General features: G+C 72.3%; 15 protein-coding genes. 8 read left to right on the forward strand and 7 right to left on the reverse strand.

The window, feature by feature from the left end:
* Window positions 1–48: 48 nt before the first annotated feature.
* Window positions 49–1,680 carry a tannase/feruloyl esterase family alpha/beta hydrolase gene (locus tag ACZ7PG_RS38480; RefSeq protein ID WP_470244113.1) on the forward strand — a complete coding sequence of 544 codons (1,632 nt, stop codon included), beginning with the start codon at window positions 49–51 and terminating at the stop codon, window positions 1,678–1,680.
* Window positions 1,681–1,721: 41 nt separating this feature from the next.
* Window positions 1,722–2,354, forward strand: coding sequence for a class I SAM-dependent methyltransferase (locus ACZ7PG_RS38485; protein ID WP_470244114.1), 633 nt, complete (start codon window positions 1,722–1,724; stop codon window positions 2,352–2,354).
* Here the strand turns inward: ACZ7PG_RS38485 and ACZ7PG_RS38490 are convergent.
* Window positions 2,330–3,109 (reverse strand): AraC family transcriptional regulator, encoded by a 780-nt coding sequence (locus ACZ7PG_RS38490; RefSeq protein ID WP_470244115.1) that lies wholly within the window; start codon window positions 3,107–3,109, stop codon window positions 2,330–2,332. The two genes, ACZ7PG_RS38485 and ACZ7PG_RS38490, sit on opposite strands and share 25 nt — an antisense overlap.
* Before the next feature lie 54 nt (window positions 3,110–3,163).
* On the opposite strand from ACZ7PG_RS38490, the gene ACZ7PG_RS38495 reads away from it, so the two are divergent.
* The gene (locus tag ACZ7PG_RS38495) at window positions 3,164–4,114 is read left to right on the forward strand and encodes a zinc-binding dehydrogenase (RefSeq protein WP_470244116.1); all 951 of its coding nucleotides are present in this window, start codon (window positions 3,164–3,166) and stop codon (window positions 4,112–4,114) included.
* On the opposite strand, the gene ACZ7PG_RS38500 is transcribed toward ACZ7PG_RS38495, so the two are convergent.
* On the reverse strand, window positions 4,111–5,406 hold the full coding sequence (locus tag ACZ7PG_RS38500) for a M20/M25/M40 family metallo-hydrolase (protein ID WP_470244117.1): 1,296 nt from the start codon (window positions 5,404–5,406) through the stop codon (window positions 4,111–4,113). The genes ACZ7PG_RS38495 and ACZ7PG_RS38500 overlap by 4 nt on opposite strands.
* Window positions 5,399–6,226 carry a M55 family metallopeptidase gene (locus ACZ7PG_RS38505; RefSeq protein ID WP_470244118.1) on the reverse strand — a complete coding sequence of 276 codons (828 nt, stop codon included), beginning with the start codon at window positions 6,224–6,226 and terminating at the stop codon, window positions 5,399–5,401. Before ACZ7PG_RS38505 ends, ACZ7PG_RS38500 begins: the two co-directional genes overlap by 8 nt.
* 170 nt (window positions 6,227–6,396) lie before the next feature.
* On the opposite strand from ACZ7PG_RS38505, the gene ACZ7PG_RS38510 reads away from it, so the two are divergent.
* From ACZ7PG_RS38510 to mptB, 5 genes are all read left to right on the forward strand, one after another.
* A complete protein-coding gene (locus ACZ7PG_RS38510; RefSeq protein WP_470244119.1) occupies window positions 6,397–8,229 on the forward strand; it encodes an ABC transporter substrate-binding protein in 1,833 nt (610 codons plus the stop codon).
* A gap of 2 nt (window positions 8,230–8,231) precedes the next feature.
* Complete coding sequence (locus ACZ7PG_RS38515) at window positions 8,232–9,257, forward strand: ABC transporter permease (RefSeq protein ID WP_470244120.1); 1,026 nt, start codon at window positions 8,232–8,234, stop codon at window positions 9,255–9,257.
* Window positions 9,254–10,150 carry an ABC transporter permease gene (locus ACZ7PG_RS38520; RefSeq protein ID WP_470244121.1) on the forward strand — a complete coding sequence of 299 codons (897 nt, stop codon included), beginning with the start codon at window positions 9,254–9,256 and terminating at the stop codon, window positions 10,148–10,150. Before ACZ7PG_RS38515 ends, ACZ7PG_RS38520 begins: the two co-directional genes overlap by 4 nt.
* The gene (gene nikE / locus ACZ7PG_RS38525) at window positions 10,147–11,799 is read left to right on the forward strand and encodes a nickel ABC transporter ATP-binding protein NikE (RefSeq protein WP_470244122.1); all 1,653 of its coding nucleotides are present in this window, start codon (window positions 10,147–10,149) and stop codon (window positions 11,797–11,799) included. Before ACZ7PG_RS38520 ends, nikE begins: the two co-directional genes overlap by 4 nt.
* A 72-nt stretch (window positions 11,800–11,871) precedes the next feature.
* The gene (gene mptB, locus ACZ7PG_RS38530; RefSeq protein ID WP_470244123.1) at window positions 11,872–13,407 is read left to right on the forward strand and encodes a polyprenol phosphomannose-dependent alpha 1,6 mannosyltransferase MptB; all 1,536 of its coding nucleotides are present in this window, start codon (window positions 11,872–11,874) and stop codon (window positions 13,405–13,407) included.
* Between the two features lie 26 nt (window positions 13,408–13,433).
* Here the strand turns inward: mptB and ACZ7PG_RS38535 are convergent, their stop codons facing one another.
* Genes ACZ7PG_RS38535 through ACZ7PG_RS38550 form a run of 4 tightly spaced genes read right to left on the reverse strand, consistent with a single transcriptional unit; the run spans window position 13,434 to window position 16,955 of the window.
* Complete coding sequence (locus ACZ7PG_RS38535; RefSeq protein WP_470244124.1) at window positions 13,434–13,697, reverse strand: hypothetical protein; 264 nt, start codon at window positions 13,695–13,697, stop codon at window positions 13,434–13,436.
* A gap of 41 nt (window positions 13,698–13,738) precedes the next feature.
* On the reverse strand, window positions 13,739–14,143 hold the full coding sequence (locus tag ACZ7PG_RS38540; RefSeq protein ID WP_470244125.1) for a TIGR03668 family PPOX class F420-dependent oxidoreductase: 405 nt from the start codon (window positions 14,141–14,143) through the stop codon (window positions 13,739–13,741).
* Window positions 14,140–15,039: a S66 peptidase family protein gene (locus ACZ7PG_RS38545; RefSeq protein ID WP_470244126.1), complete on the reverse strand. Its 900-nt coding sequence runs from the start codon at window positions 15,037–15,039 to the stop codon at window positions 14,140–14,142. Before ACZ7PG_RS38545 ends, ACZ7PG_RS38540 begins: the two co-directional genes overlap by 4 nt.
* Window positions 15,036–16,955: a prolyl oligopeptidase family serine peptidase gene (locus ACZ7PG_RS38550; protein ID WP_470244127.1), complete on the reverse strand. Its 1,920-nt coding sequence runs from the start codon at window positions 16,953–16,955 to the stop codon at window positions 15,036–15,038. The genes ACZ7PG_RS38545 and ACZ7PG_RS38550 overlap by 4 nt, the downstream gene beginning before the upstream one ends.
* Window positions 16,956–16,961 lie beyond the last annotated feature (6 nt).

Raw genomic sequence — 16,961 nt, forward strand, 5'->3', positions numbered from 1 at the left:
GGTCGGCAAACCTGGCCAGAACTGGACAACCGAGGGAACGGGAACCCGATGAGACCAGTCCGGATCTTCACCGCACTAGCGACACTCCTGCTCGCCACCACCGGATTCGCACCACCGGCCGCCACCGCCGCCGAGGACGCCGCCGTCCGGCCGATCACCGCCTGCGGCGACCTGGTCCACGGGTTCGCCCTCCCGGGCGCCGCCACGCACGTCACCTCGGCCGCCGTCGTCGCCGCGACCGGCACCGACCCCGAGTACTGCGGCGTGCGGGGGTACGTCGAGCCCGCCGTCCGCTTCGAGCTGCGGCTGCCCACCAAGACCTACGCCGGGCGCTACCTGCAGTACGGCTGCGGCGGCTTCTGCGGCATCGTCAACCCGCCCCCCTTCGCCGACTGCGACCTGCCCCGCGGCGGCGACGTCGCGGTCGCCGCCACCGACGACGGCCACGTCGGCACGACCCCCGCCGTCGTCGACGACGGCAGCTGGGGCGCCCACAACCAGGCCGCGCGCGACGACTTCGAGTTCCGCGCACCCCACGTCGTCTCCCGGGCGTCGAAGGCGATCATCCGGGCGTTCTACGGCTCGCCGCCGAAGAAGTCCTACTTCACCGGCTGCTCCGACGGCGGCCGCGAAGCACTCCAGCTGGCCCAGCGGTACCCGGCCGACTTCGACGGCATCGTCGCCGGCGCCCCCGCGGGCGACTGGCAGGCGCTGCTCGGCGTCTACCAGACGTGGCTCGCCCGGGTGAACAGCGCCGCCGACGGCAGCTCGATCCTCACCGCCGCGAAGCTGCCCGCCCTGCACAACGCCGTCCTCGCCGCCTGCGATCGCCTCGACGGGCTCACCGACGGCCAGCTCGACGACCCCCGCGCGTGCCACTTCGACCCGGCGAAGCTGACCTGCACCGGTGCCGACACGCCGTCGTGCCTCACCCCGGCCCAGGTCGCGGCAACCCGCAAGATCTACTCACCGCCGGTCGACGCCCACGGCACGCTGCTCTACCCCGGCGGCCAGCAGCCCGGCTCCGAGCTGTCCTGGGCCGGCTGGATCATCGCGACCCCCGAGACCGGCGGCTTCGCCTTCGCCCGCAGCCTCGCCGACAACTACCTGCGCTACCTCGCCTACCCGATCGGCGCGCCGGCCTCGACCGTCGACACCTTCGCCTTCACCAAGGCCGAGTTCGACCGGCTCACCCCGGTCGGCGTCCGCTACAACGCGATGAACCCCGACCTCTCGGCGTTCCAGCGCCGCGGCGGCAAGCTCGTGCTCTGGCACGGCTGGGCCGACGAAGCCATCCCGCCGACCGGCACACTCGACTACTACCAGCGGCTCACGCGCGGCCGGTCCCAGGACTTCGCCCGCCTGTTCATGGTCCCGTCGCTGTACCACTGCGGCGGCGGCACCACGATCACCGAGTTCGACCCGCTTCGCGAGCTGGTCGCCTGGGTCGAGCGCGGCACCACGCCCACGAAGGTGACCGCGACCGGCCGCGACGCCGCCGGCGCCGTCACCCGTACGCGGCCGGTGTTCGCCTACCCGCAGCGCGCGGTCTACGACGGCACCGGCAGCGTCGACGACGCGGCCAACTTCCGCCCGGCGCCCCCGACCTCGCCGGTCCGGGATGTCGTCGACTGGGCCGGCAACGGGCTGTACGCGCTTCCGGGGCCGGTGGCGCGGTAAACCGGTCACGCGGGTCCGGTGCCGTCGCTAAGGTCACGATCATGACGACACCGGAGCCCGCCGACCGCGTCCTGTCCCGCGCCTCGCTCGCCGAAGGCGACCCCACCCGGTGGTTCGACCAGCTCTACACCGCCGCCGCCCGCGGCGAAGCCGAGGTCCCGTGGACCCGCGGCAAGCCGAACGCGGCGCTGGCCGAGTGGATGCGCCCGGGTGACGGCCGCCGCGCGCTGGTCGTCGGCAGCGCACTGGGCGACGACGCCGAGCTGGTGTCGGCGGCCGGGTGGGCGGTGACGGCGTTCGACGTCGCCCCGGCCGCGGTCGAAGCCGCCCGCGCCCGCTTCCCGGAGTCCACAGTGGACTACGTGGTGGCGGACCTGCTGAACCCGCCGGGGGAGTGGCACCAGGCGTTCGACCTGGTGGTGGAGATCATCAACATCCAGGCGATGCCCCGCGACTTCCGCGCGGCCGCGATCACGGCGCTGGCCGGGTTCCTCGCGCCGGGCGGCACGGCGATCGTCTCGGAGGTCGCGGAGGAGAACGTGGCCGCCGAGCCGGGCCCGCCCTGGCCGTTCAGCCGGGCGGAGATCGAGTCGGTCGCCCAGGGCGGCGTCCGGCTGGTGAGCCTGGAGACCATCCACGACGGCCTCCGCTACTGGGCGACCTTCACCCGCTGATCCGCGCGGTACCTGCCGGGCGTGGTGCCCAGGACGGCGCGGAACGCCACGATGAACTGACTCGGGTTCGACCAGCCGCAGGCGTGCGCGACGTGGCTGGTGTCGTGGCCTTCGGCGAGCAGCACCAGCGCGTGGCAGAGGCGCAGCTGGGTGCGCCACTCGTAGAAGGTCATGCCCAGCTCGTCGTGGAAGAGCCGGCTCAGCGTCCGCGCCCCGGCGCCGATCGCCTTGCCGAGCCCGGCCAGCGGCGTGGTGTCGCCCGGGTTCTCGTAGAGCACCCTGGCCAGCGCCCGCAGCCGGTCGTCGCGGGGTTCGGGCAGGTGCAGCGGCTGCTCGCGGGCGTCGCCGAGCTGGTCGACGAGGACCCGGCGGAGCCGGGCGCTCGCGGCCTTGCCGGGTTCGGCGGGGCCGGTCAGCGCGAGCAGGATCTCGCGGGCCAGGTCCGAGGCGGTGAACACCGCGGGGTGGTCCGGCACGAGCCGGGCCAGTGACGCGGGCAGGAAGACGATCCGCATGTCGGTGTCGCCGTGCGCGCGGTGCCGGTGGGTGAACCCGGCGGGCGTCCAGGCGACCCGGTTCGCCGGCACGATCGACGTACCCCGTTCGGTGTGCACGGACAGCACACCCCGGGCGGCGTACACCAGGTGTCCGCGGGTGTGCGAGTCCGTCGGGCTCACGCCGCCCGACGGCCACCGGTGAGCGCCGCCGGCCGGCCACAGCCGCGACGTCGGCTCGGGTTGGCGGCCGATGGGCATAACGTGGCAGTTTACCGGTGGTCGGCCGCCCGCCGCCGCGTCGACAGTGGACGCATGAGCGACACGATGCGAGCGGCGGTCTGCGTCCGGGCCGGCGGCCCCGAAGTGCTGGAGATCCGCGCACTGCCGGTGCCGGCGGTCCGCGACGGCTGGAGCCTGGTCCGGGTGCGCGGTGCGGGCCTGAACCGGTCGGAACTGCGGACCCGGCAAGGACATTCCCCCGGCGTGACGTTCCCGCGCGTGCTCGGGATCGAGTGCGTCGGCACCGTCGAGACCTCGACCGACGCGCGACTGCCGGAAGGCACCACCGTCGCGGCGGTGATGGGGGAGATGGGCCGCGCCTTCGACGGCGGGTACGCCGAGTACGCGCTGCTGCCCAACCCGCTGCTGATGCCGATCACCACGACCTTGGCCTGGGACACCGTGGCGGCGCTGCCCGAGACCTACCTGACCGCCCAAGGCGCCCTCGACACCCTCGGCATCACGCCGGGCGGGCACCTGCTGATCCGCGGCGGGACGTCGTCGGTCGGCCTGGCCGCGGCCTCGATCGCCGCCGGCCACGGTCTCGAGATCACCGCCACCACCCGCAACCCGGCCAAACGCGACGCCCTCACCGCCGCCGGCGTGCACCACGTCGTCCTCGACGGCCTGCCCGGCCGGCCCGACTACGTGCTGGACCTGGTCGGCGCCGACACCGTCGTCGACTCGCTGCACCGGGTCCGCCGCGGCGGCACGGTGTGCGTGGCGGGCTCCCTCAGCGGCTGGCTCGTCCCCGGCTTCGAGCCGATCGCGAACATCCCGTCCGGCACCAAGCTGACGGCGTTCCACAGCGACAACCTCAAGGGCAGCGCGGGAAACGCCGTGCTGCAGCGGGTCGTCCGCGAAGTCGAGGCCGGCGTCTACCGGCCCCACCTCGACCGCGTCGTCGGCCTCGACGACATCGCCGAGGCCCACCGGTACATGGAGGACGACAAGGCGGCCGGGAAGGTGGTCGTGGTGCCCTAGCACTCCGCCAGGAAGCGGGCCAGGACGCGGGTCCCGAAGTGCAGGCCCTCCACCGGGACCCGCTCGTCCACCCCGTGCGCCATCGCGCGGTACGGGAAGCCCTTCGGCAGCCACAGCGGCGCGAACCCGTAGTTGGCGATGCCCAGCTGCGCGAACGCCTTCGCGTCGGTCCCGCCGCCCAGGCAGTACGGCACCACCACGGCCTCCGGGTCCTCCGCCCGCAACGCCGCCGCCATCGCGGCGAACCACGGCGAGTCGACCGGGGCCTGCACCGGCGGCTGGTGCGCCACGAAATCCCGCGTCACGCCCTCGCCGAGCAGCTCGTCCAAGGCCGCGAACAACGACTCCTCGGTGCCCGGCAGCACCCGCACGTCGACCTGCGCGGTCGCCGTCGACGGGATCACGTTCACCTTGTAGCCCGCGTCCAGCATCGTCGGGGTCGTGCTGTTGCGGACCGTCGGCACCACCAGCGAACCCGCCGGGCCCAGCGCCGCCACCGTCGCGTCCACATCGGAAAAGTCCGCCGGGACGCCCAAAGCCTCGCCGGTCCGCTCCAGGAACGCCCGCACCGCCGGGGTCAGCGTCACCGGCCAGCGGTGCGCGGCGATCCGGTGCAGCGCGCCCACCAGCCGGGTGACGGCGTTCTCGTCGTTGGGCCGGGACCCGTGCCCGGCCCGGCCGCGTGCGGTCAGGCGCAGGTGCGCGGTCCCGCGCTCGGCCGTCCCGACCGGGTACAGGTGCACGTCACGGCCGTCGGCCGCGGGCACGTGGTAGGTGTAGCCGCCCGACTCGCTGATGGCTGCTTCGCAGCCTTCGAACAGCTCGGGGTGCTTCGCGACCAGCCAGTGGGCGCCCCACTCGCCGCGGTCCTCCTCGTCGGCGACGAACGCCAGCACCAGCTCACGCCGCGGGCGCACGCCGCCGGCCAGCGCGGCGAGCACCATCGCCACGAAGTCCTTCATGTCGGTCGCGCCGCGGCCCCACAGGTACCCGTCGCGGACCTCGCCGGAGAACGGGTCCACCGACCAGTCGGCGGCGTCCGCCGGCACGACGTCGAGGTGGCCCTGCACCAGCAGCGCGGGCAACGACGGGTCGGTGCCGGGCACGCGGGCGACGACGCTGGCCCGGCCGGGCGCGGCCTCCAGGATCTTCGACGGGATGCCGAGCCCGTCCAGGAACGCCGCCACGTACTCGGCGGCCGGGCGCTCGGGCTCGGCGTCGTTGTTCCCGCGGTTGGTCGTGTCGAACCGGATCAGGTCGGCGCACAGCCCGACGACGTCGATCTCAGCCATAGATGCCCTGCACCGCCCCGGCCGCGATCGCCGTGACGACCTTGAACGCCTTCATCGCCTCGGTCATGGTCACCGCGTCGAAGCCGACGCGGCGCGTGCCGATCTGCTCCACCGTCGGGATCACCGCCGTCGCCTGCGCGAGGTGGCTCGCGTCGAACTCCACCTCGATCCGGTGCGCCCGGACCTGCCGCTCCTCGCGCCCGGCCCGCGCCATCGCGTCGGCCGCCGCGCCGGTCAGCAGGTCCGCCGTGCGGGCCGGCGGCAGGCAGATCGCCGCGTACCGGCTGACGCACTCCTTCACCTGGACCAGCTCCGCCTCCGGAGCGTAGTCACGGGCGTCGTCACACGTTTTGTCGTCACCCGAAACGAGCAGGACGGGGACGCCGTACTCCGCGGCCATCGCCGCGTTCAGCCGCCCCTCGCTCGCCGGGACGTCGTCCAGCCACACCCCGGTGATCTGGTTCTCCAGGTAGGTGTGGGAAAGGACCCCGTCGAACCCGGCGCCGGCGTGGTAGCCCAGGAACACCACACCGTCCACACCGGAGTCGACGCCCTGCATCATCGACAGCGGCTTGTGCCGCCCGGTCAGCATCCGTGCCCGCGGGTCGAGGTCCTCCAGCAGCAGGTTCCGCTGCGACGAATGCGCCTCGTTGACCAGCACATCCCCGGCGCCGGCCTCGAACAGCCCGGCCAGCACCGCGTTGACGTCACCGGTGAACAGCCGCCGGAAGCGGTCCCACTGCGGCGAACCGGGCACGACGTCGTCGGTCCAGGTGACGCCGGTGGCGCCCTCCATGTCCGCCGAGATCATGATGCGCATGACCGGCACTCTAACCAGGCCGCCGGCGCCCCGGGCACCGATCCCCGATCACGGTGCGTAGTCGAACGCGATCGATAACGATCGGACACCTGCCGAGGCGGCAACATATTGCGCGGTTGTCCGGGTATGTGGTTACTTCTCGTCCTTGGGGAGGCTTCACAGCGAGAACGATGGGGTGGTTTTTGGTGCATTTCCCACGCAGGATCGGCCGGTTGGGCCGCGTCGGCGCGGTCGTCGCGGCCGCGACGATGGCGGCGATCCCGCTCGCCGCCCCGGCCCAGGCCCAGCAGGGCAAGGTGCTGCGGGTCGCGCTGACCACCGGCATCGACCACCTGAACCCGTTCACCGCCGTGCTCGCCGCGTCCACGCAGATCGGCCGGTTCACCTACGAGTTCCTCACGGTCCCGAACGCCGAGAAGGCCGAGGCCTCGCCGGCGCTGGCCGAGTCCTGGACGCCGTCGGCGGACAAGCTGACCTGGACGTTCAAGATCCGCGGCGGCGTCAAGTGGAGTGACGGGCAGCCGGTGACCGCCAAGGACGCGGCGTTCACCTTCAACCGCATGCTCAGCGACGAGAACGCCCGCACCGCCAACGGCAACTACGTCGCCAACTTCGAGACGGTCACCGCGCCCGACGACACCACCCTCGTCATCAAGACGAAGACCGTGCAGGTCAACATGAACCTGCTCGACGTGCCGATCGTGCCCCAGCACATCTGGGACGGCGTCAAGGACCTCAAGGACCCCTCGACCGACGAGCTGAAGATCGCCGGCGTCTCCGACGGGCCGTTCCAGGTCACCGAGTACAAGCCGAACGAGTACGTCAAGCTCAAGGCCAACAAGGACTACTGGCGCGGCGCCCCGAAGGTCGACGAGCTGCAGCTGCTGCAGTTCAAGGACACCGAGGCCGCGGTCAACGCGCTCAAGCAGGGCGAAGTCGACGTCATCAACCGGCTCAACCCCAACCAGTTCGCCGCGCTGCAGGGCCAGGACGGCATCACCACCAACGCCGCCCCCGGCCGCCGCTACGACGAGCTCGCGTTCAACTTCGGCGTCACCGACAGCTCGAACAACCCCATCGGTGACGGCAACCCGGTGCTCAAGGACATCAACGTCCGCAAGGCGATCACCCAGGCCGTCGACACCCAGTCGCTGGTGGACAAGGTGCTCAAGGGCCTCGGCCAGGTCGGCGGCGGCGTCGTGCCCCCGGTCTACAGCGCCTACCACTGGGACCCCAGCGCCACCGAGAAGGTCAAGTTCGACCTCGCCGCCGCCAACGCGACCCTCGAGCAGGCCGGCTACAAGAAGGGCGCCGACGGCGTCCGCACCGCCCCCGGCGGCGCCAAGCTGGAGCTGCGCCTGACCGGGCACTCCAACCGCAGCTACGACCAGGGCGTCGCCCAGTACGTCAGCGGCTGGCTCAAGGACATCGGCATCACCGTCAAGCAGGACCTCGTGTCCGACGACGAGCTGTCCGACCGCACCGCCACCGGCAAGTACGACCTCGCCATCGGCGGCTACGGCACCAACCCCGACCCGGACTACGCGCTCTCGCTGCACACCTGCGCCGCGCGGCCCAGCGCGGACGGCAAGGGCGGCAGCACCGACACGTTCTTCTGCGACGCGCCGTACGACGAGCTGTACAAGAAGCAGCTCACCGAGACCGACGACGCGAAGCGCGCCGACTACGTCAAGCAGGCCCAGGCCCGGCTGTACAGCCAGTTCCCGACGATCGTGCTCGACTACCAGAACGCGCTCGAGGCCTACCGCTCCGACAAGTTCGCCGCCTTCACCACCCAGCCGCAGCCCAAGGGCGCGATCCTCGAGCAGACCGGCTACTGGGGCGTCTACGGCGCCACCCCGGCCGGCACCGAGGCCACGGCCGACTCCGGCAGCAGCGGCACCGTCGTGTGGATCGTCGTCGGCGCGATCGTCGTGGTGATCATCGTCGTCGGCGGTGTGATCATCAGCCGCCGCAACAAGACCTCCGAGGACCGCGAGTAAGCATGACCGCCCCCGAACAAGCCGCGGTGCTCGTCGACCCCGACGAGCACCGCGGCGGGACCGGCACCGCCCGGTTCGTGCTCAAGAAGATCCTCGAAGCGGTCATCAGCGTCGTGCTGGTGGTCGTGCTGTTCTTCTTCCTCTTCCGCATGCTGCCCGGCGACCCGGTCGCCGCCATGACCCGCGACCGCGCCACCAGCCCCCAGCAGATCGCCGAGCTGCGCGCGCAGATGGGCGTCGACAAGCCCGTCTTCGTCCAGTTCGGCCAGTACTTCTGGGACCTGCTGCACGGCGACCTCGGCGAGTCCCGGCTGCTCAACAACGGCCGCCCGGTCGCCGACATGATCGGCGAACGGCTCTGGCCGACCATCCTGCTCGTCGGCAGCGCCACCATCCTCGCCGTCATCATCGGCCTCTGGCTGGGCATCCGCGCCGCCTGGCGCCGCGACAGCCTCTTCGACCGCACCCAGACCGGGATCGCGCTGACCCTGTGGTCGGTCCCGCAGTTCTGGCTCGGCCTGATGCTGCTCGTCGTCACCAACGGCCTGTTCCCCAGCCGGGGCATGCACTCCCCGGACGCCGCGCCCGACGTCCTCTCCCAGACCCTCGACGTCCTGCACCACCTGGTGCTGCCGTGCGTGACGCTGCTGGCGGTGTTCTACGCCCAGTACATGCTGATCATGCGGTCGTCGCTGCTGGGGGAGATGAACGCCGACTACCTCACCACCGCCCGCGCCAAGGGCCTGCGCGACGACCTCGTCCGCAAGCGCCACGCCGTCCCCAACGCCCTGCTGCCGACCACCACGCTGGTGTTCATGCAGTTCGGCCAGGTCGTCGCCGGCGCGGTCACCGTCGAGGCCGTGTTCAGCTGGCCCGGCCTCGGGCAGCTGACCTACGACGCGCTGCACGGGCCCGACCTGCCGGTGCTGCAGGGCGTGTTCACCGTCCTGGCCAGCGCAGTGGTGCTGATGAACCTGCTCGCGGAGCTGCTCTACCGCGTGCTCGACCCGAGGGTGCGTACCTCATGACCACCGCCGAGACACCGCGGCAGATCGCGTGGAGCCGACGGCGCGCCTCGATCGCCCGCACCTGGCGGGAGTTCGCCGGGCAGCGCGCCGCGCTCGTCGGGCTGATCCTGCTCGGCGCCACCGTCGTCGTCGCGCTGCTGCTGCCGCTGATCAGCGACGAAAGCGGCCTCGACGTCACCAAGGCCACCGGGCAGCCGCTGTCCCCGCCCACCGCCGACTTCTGGCTCGGCACCGACAACTTCGGCCGGTCGGTGCTGCTGATGACCGTCTGGGGCAGCCGGATCTCCCTGCTCGTCGGGTTCTCCGCGGCGCTGCTGTCGGTCATCATCGGCACGCTCATCGGGATCACCGCCGCGCACTTCGGCGGCTGGGTGTCGGCCACGCTGCTGCGGTTCACCGACTTCTTCCTGGTCCTGCCGTCGCTGATCCTCGCGATCGCACTGTCGGCGGTGCTGCCCAAGGGCGTCGGCACGATCATCGTCGCCATCGGCCTCACCGCCTGGCCCAGCACCGCCCGGCTGGTCCGGGCGCAGACGCTGACCATCGAGAGCCGGCCGTACATCGAGCGGTCCCACGCCCTCGGCGGCGGCCACCTGCACGTGATCGGCAAGCACGTCCTGCCCGGCGTCATGCCGCTCGTGCTGGCCAACACCACGCTCGTGGTCGGCAACGCCGTCATCGCCGACGCGACCCTGTCGTTCCTCGGCGTCGGTGACGCCAACGCCGTCAGCTGGGGCAAGGTGCTGGAAGACGCGCTCAACAACGGCGCCATCAGCCGCGGCGCCTGGTGGAACGTGCTCCCGCCGGGCATCGCGATCGTCCTCGTCGTCCTCTTCTTCACCCTGGTCGGCCGGGGATTGGAGACCGTGCTCAACCCGAGGTTGAAGAAGTGACCACCCCGCTGCTGCAGCTCAAGGACCTCACCGTCACCTACGCGGTCGGCGAGCAGGACGTGCCCGCCGTGCGCGGGGTCGGCCTCACCCTCGACCCCGGCGGCACCCTCGGCGTCGCGGGGGAGTCGGGGTCGGGCAAGTCCACCGTCGCGATGAGCGTCCTGCGCCTGCTGCCGCACACGGCGAAGATCACCGGCGAGATCTTCCTCGACGGCGAAGACGTCACGGCCATGAAGTGGGGCCGGCTGCGCGCGGTCCGCTGGGCCGAGGCGTCCGTGGTGTTCCAGGGCGCCATGCACGCCCTCAACCCGGTCCGCAAGATCGGCGACCAGATCGCCGAGCCGCTGCGGCTGCACCCGCCCTCCGGGAAGGCGCTCACCGACGCCGAAGTCGACGCGCGGGTCGCCGAGCTGCTCACCCAGGTCGACCTGCCCTCGGGCCGCGCCGGCGCCTACCCCCACGAGCTGTCGGGCGGGCAGAAACAGCGCGTCATGATCGCGATGGCACTGGCCTGCTCGCCCCGGCTGATCATCGCCGACGAGCCCACCACCGCCCTCGACGTCATCGTCCAGGCCCAGGTCCTCGACCTGCTCTCCCGGCTGGTCGCCGAGCAGGACATCGGCCTGATCATGATCAGCCACGACCTGTCCGTGCTGGCGGCCACCTGCCGGCGCATCGCCGTGATGTACGACGGGCAGATCGTCGAAGAAGGCCCCAGCGCCGAGGTGATGGGCTCGCCGAAGCACGAGCACACCCGGGCGCTCGCCGCGGCGTTCCCGACGGTCGGCGACCCGGTGTCGCGCTTCGCCCCGGCCACCAGCAACCCCCTCCCGCCCGAGCCCGCGGACCGCGCCCCGGGCGGCGAACCGCTGCTGGCCGCGGAGAACCTGCGAGTGTCCTTCCGCGACCGCACCGGCAAGCGGATCGACGCCGTCGCCGGGGTCGACCTGGCCATCGCCCGCGACGAGATCGTCGCGCTGGTCGGGCAGTCCGGCTCCGGCAAGACGACGCTGGCCCGCACCCTGCTCGGCCTGCAGAAACCCGACTCCGGAGTGGTCCGCTACGCCGGGAACCCGGTCCCGTCCGGCGGCGCGGGCCTCAAGGCCTACCGCCGGCAGGTCCAGCTGGTGCTGCAGGACCCGACCAGCGCGCTGAACCCGGCCCACACGGTTTACGAGGCCGTCGCGGAAGGCCCTCGCATCCACAAGCTCGCCGACGAGCGCGCCGTCGTCCACCGGGCACTGGAGGCCGCCGAGCTGCGGCCCGCCGGGAAGTACGCCGACCGGCTCCCGCACCAGCTCTCCGGCGGCCAGCGGCAGCGCGTCGTCATCGCCGGGGCACTGGCGCTGGAACCGTCGGTGGTGGTGGCCGACGAACCGGTCGCGTCCCTCGACGCGTCCGTCCGCGGCGAGATCCTCGGACTGCTGCTGAGGCTGCGCCGCGAGCTCGGCCTCGCCGCCCTGGTGATCACCCACGACCTGGGTCTCGCCTGGAACATCGCCGACCGCGTCGCCGTGATGTACCGCGGCGAGCTCGTCGAAACCGGGACGGTGGAACAGGTCCTGCTCGACCCGCGGCACGATTACACGAAGTCCCTGCTGGCCGCCCTGCCCGGCGGCACCGCCCAGCGCCGCACCGTCGCGAACTGACCGCGACGTGACGTCGAAAAACTGATACTGCGGGAAGCCCGCTTCAGCGCAGTGTGTAACCTCCGAACGGAAATGGCGACCACCACCGACCCCGCGCAGACGCCCTCGACCACGCTGGCCGAGCGGCTTCTCACGCCCTCGCGATTCCCCTACCGCACGATCGCGATGGGCACGGTCGGCAGCACCCTGCTCATGATCGCCGCCTTCGGCGCCGGCGGCATCCTGATCAAGGACCCCGTGCTCGGCCACGGCCCGCTCTCGTGGATCCGCTACGGCCACGGTCGCATGCTCGCCAACGCCGTCCTCTACACCGGCTTCGGCCTCGTCGTGTGGGCGTGGGTCCGGCTCGGCCGCTACGTGCTGCAGGGCCGCGTCGGCAGCCGCCCGATCCTCGTCGCCGCGGGCTGCTGGATGGCGCCGCTGCTCATTTCGCCCCCGCTGTTCACCCGCGACGTCTTCTCCTACCTCGGCCAGGGCGCCCAGCTGCTCTATGGGCTCGACCCGTACGCCAACGGCCCCGCCGAGCTCGACGTGCTGCCGAACGTCGTGCAGAACGTCCACCCGCTCTGGCAGACCACGCCCGCCCCGTACGGGCCGCTGTTCCTGCTGATCTCCAAGGCCGTCGTCTCGGTCAGCGGCGACAACATGATCCTCGGCGTCATCCTCATGCGCCTGGTCCTGCTGGTCGGCCTGGTCGGCACGCTGTGGGCGCTCCCGCGCCTGGTCAAGCACCTCGGCGGCAAGCTCCCGGTGGCGCTGTGGCTCGCGGTGGCCAGCCCGATGATGGTGATCCACCTCTTCGGCGGCCCGCACAACGACCTGATGATGCTCGCGTTCCTCACCATCGGCGTCCTGGCCGCACTGGAGAAGAAGCACGTCGTCGCGGTCGTCCTGGTGACGATCGGCATGCTGATCAAGCCGACGGCCGCGATCGCGCTGCCGTTCATCGTCTGGATGTGGGCCAACCACCTGCCCGGCGAGTCCAAGGTCCGCAACTTCCTGCGCGCCGGAGCGGCGTCGGTGGGCCTGTTCCTCCCGGTGTTCGTCGCCGGCACGTGGATCTCGCTGGGGTCGTTGAACCTCGGCTGGTGGTCCGGGCTCAAGGCCCCGCAGCTCATCGCGAACTGGCTGAACATCCCGACGGGTATCGGCGAGGTGTTCTACAACCTGGTCCACATCGTGGTGGACGTCCAGGTGTCGCCGTTCGTCACGGTCGCCCGCGCGGCCGGCATGCTCCTCCTGATCGGCTTCGGCGCCCGCCAGTGGTGGCTCGGCCGCGGCGGCGGCACGGAGGCGGTCTACCGGGCCGGCATCTCGCTGCTCGCGGTGGCGATCCTCATGCCGCCAACCCTTCCGTGGTACCTGACCTGGGGTTTCGTGCTCCTGTCGGCGTTCAAGTGGCAGCCCCGCCACCTCGCGCTGGTGGTGGCGGTGTCGGTGTTCGTGACGCTGGTCTACTACCCGACCGGCGAGCAGGCCCTCTACGACTGGTGGTTCATCGCGCTGGTGGTGGTGGCGAGCCTGTACTCGGCGGCTTCGCTGCTGCGCCCGGACCCGCTGGGCATCATCGACGCGTGGCGCCGCCCGGAGAAGTTCCTCCGCGACTAGGGCGCGGCCTGCGTACGCAGTTCCTCCTAGGCGGGGCGGCTGCGCGCGATCTCCTCGTCGACCTTCGCCATGAACCACACCATGATCTCGTGCGGGATGCGGTACTCCTCCGGTGCGTGCACGCGCACGGTCGGCTCCACTGACGGGTCCTCGTCGGGCACGACTCCCGTCATGATCATGCAACCGGATGTGACGTCGGTCAGCTCGACGAACCAGGCGTCTTCCGGCACGGCGTACATGAACTGCACCCCGTAGAAGCGCCCGGCGTGCTCCCGCTCCTCGTAAGCCATGGCCGGACGATGCCACGCCAGCCCACTGTCGGGTAGCGAATTCAGGCCGAGCCCGACCAACCACCCCACTTGTGGATCTCCGTCACCACCACCGCGTGCTCCGGCGGCCGCTCCGCGTACTGCTCGTACTTCGCCACCAGCCACGAAACCGGCTCGGCACCCGGGGGCAGCACCCGCGCGGTGCCGTCCGCGCGGGCCCACCACAGCCGCGACCAGTCCTCGTCGTAGCCGTCGGCCAGGAAGCACACCGCCGGGTTCTCCGCGATGTTCGCCAGCCGCCGCAGCGCCACGGAAGACTTCGGTTTGTGGTCCACCGCGAACACCACCTCGTCGCCGTGCACCGCGAACGTCACCGGCACCAGGTGCGGCACCCCGGCCGCGGACGCCGTCGCCAGCCGCGCGACCCTCGCCGAGGCGAACCGCGAACGAGCCTCTTCCGGAGTCATGTCAGCGCCGGAGCGTCGAACGTCAACGTCGCCAGGTCCGCGTCCAGGGTCACCGGGACCTCCAGCGGCAACGTCGGCGACGACGCCACGTGCCCGAACCCGAACTCCTCCACCATCGGCACCCCCAACGGCCCCAGCCGTTCCAGCAGCAGCGCGCGGACCTCGGCGGGATCGCCGCACGCCGCCCACGAACCCAGCACGATCCCGCGGACCCCGGCGAACCAGCCGCCGCGCAGCAGCTGCGTCAGCATCCGGTCCAGCCGGTAGACGCTCTCGGTGACGTCCTCCAGCAGCACCACCGCGTCCCGCGCCGACCCCTGCTCCGGCGTCCCCAGCCCGGCCGCCAGCAGCGACAGGTTCCCGCCGGTCAGCCTCCCCGACGCCCGGCCCGGCACCAGCGTCGAACCGCCGCGCACCACCAGGTTCCGCTCGGGGTCGAACAGGGACCGCCGCAGGTGCTCCACCGCGAAGTCGTCGAACAGTACGCTCGCCGGCATCGGGGAGAACAAACTGGACAGTCCCAAGTGGACGTCCACCGCCCGGTGCAACGCGGTGATGTCCGACGACCCGGCCAAAACCTTCGGGCCCGCCTCCTTCAGCGCGGCCCAGTCCACCAGGTCCAGCATCCGCTGCACGCCGTAGCCGCCCCGCGCCGCCAGCACGCAGCGCACGCCCGGGTCCAGCCACGCCTCGGTGAACTCCGCCGCCCGCGCGGCGTCCGAACCGGACAGATAGGGCGGCGACCCCGGATCGGCCCGCACGCACGGCCCGATCCGCAGCTCGACACCCCAGCCGCGCAGCACCGGGATCGCCTTCTCCAGCAGGTCCGCCGGCACCGGCCCGGCCGGCGCCACCAGGGCGACCGTGTCACCCGCCCGCAGACGCGGCGGCCTCATCGCGACAGCTCCAGCCGCGCCACGCCCGGCGTCTCGAACCCGAGCACCTGACCGTAGAACGACAGCTCGGCCTCCAGCGCCGCCACGATCGTCGCGGCCTGCCGGAACCCGTGCTGCTCCCCGGGGAACCGCTGGTAGGCGTAGGGAATCCCGCGCCCCTCCAACCCGGCCACGAACCGGTCCGCCTGCTCCGGCGGGCAGATCCGGTCGTCCAGCCCCTGCTGGAACAGCACCGGCCCGGCCAGCGACGCCGAGTTCGCCAGCGGCGACCGCTCGACGTACCGCTGTCTCGCCGCGGGCAACGGCCCGACCAACCCGTCGAGGTAGCGCGACTCGAAGTCGTGCGTGTCGCCCTCGGTGCCGGTCCACCCGGCCAGGTCCAGCACCGGGTACATCACCGTGCCCGCCCGGTAGGTCTTCGTCGTGGTCAGCGACGCCGCCGCGGTGAACCCGCCCGCGCTGCCGCCCCGGATCGCCAGCCGGCCGCCGTCGGCCAGCCCGGCCGTCACCATCGCCTCGGCCACCGCGACGCAGTCAGCGACGTCGACCACGCCCCACTGTTCCCGCAGCCGCTCCCGGTAGGCCCGCCCGAACCCGGTCGACCCGCCGTAGTTCACCGCCGCCACCGCGATACCCCGGCTGCTGAAGTACGCCAGCTCCAGATCCAGCATCGGCAGGTACTGCCCGGTCGGGCCGCCGTGGACGTGCACCACCAGCGGCGGCAGCTCACCCTCGGGCGCCTCGAAGTCCGGGTTCGCCGGCCGGTACAGCACCACCGGCACGGTCTCACCGTCCGCCGTCGTGAACACCCGCTCCTCCGGCACCGGCAGGAACGCCGCCGGCAGCTCCGGCTGCGGCGTCAGATCGGTCACCGCGCCGCCGGGGGTCACCCGCACCACGGCCGCCTCGCGGACCGGGCCGCCGGCGATCCCGACGACGTCGTCGCCGGACACCGCGAGCCCCGTCGACGACCACGCCGTCAGCTCCTCGGCCAGGGGCGTCACCGAGCCGTCCGCCTCGTCGAGCACGGCCAGCCGCCCCGACGCCAGCACCGCGTGCCGGCCACCGCCGAGCGGGGCGAACCAGCGCGCGCCCACCTTCCACAGCGGCCCGCCCAGCTCCCGCTCGACCGGCGCGAGGTTCGCCGACGTCCCGTCGAGCCCGATCCGGTGCAGGTTCCACCAGCCGTCCGGGTCGAGCAGTGCCAGCAGCGTCTCCGGCGTCTCCCACTCGACCTGGCACACCGAGACGCTCTCGCCGCCGGCCAGCACGCGGTGCGGCCCGAACGACCCGTCCTCGGCCACCGGCGCCACGCACAGCTCGGTCCCGTCCCACGGCATCGCCGGGTGGTCCCAGCCGAACCACGCCGCGTGCCGCCCGTCCGGCGACAGCTTCGGCACGGTCAGGAAGCGGTGACTCGCGGCGAGGACCCGCTCCGCGCCGCCGTCGAGGGCGATCGCCACCAGCTCCCGCTCGACGTCGGTGGGCCGCGGTCCGACACTGCGTTCGCGGACCGCGAACACCTCGCCGGGCCGCCCGGCCCGCAGGTCGCCGTACCGGACACTTTGGGGCTCCGGGGGAGCGGGTGTCAGCGGCACCACACCGGTTTCGCTCACCGCGTAAACGCGCTGATCCGCCCAGTGCGTGAACACCACCACACCGGCCACCACCGCCCAGGGCCGGCCGCCGTACTCGTGCAGCCGGTTGCGGACGTTCCACGGTGCCGGCAGCACGTCCTCGGTACCCCCCGGCACCGCCCGGACCAGCGCGACCCGGCCCTGCTCACCCGGCCGCGCCTCGGCCCACCACACCTCGTCCCCGACGACGTCGAGCCACTGCGGGCCGCCACCGGCGGCGGCCACCTCGGCGGCGGTGATGGGCGAGGACCAGGTTCCGTACGGGGAGATCCGAGACACCCCCAG

The sequence above is a fragment of the Amycolatopsis sp. NPDC114504 genome, from assembly GCF_055633595.1.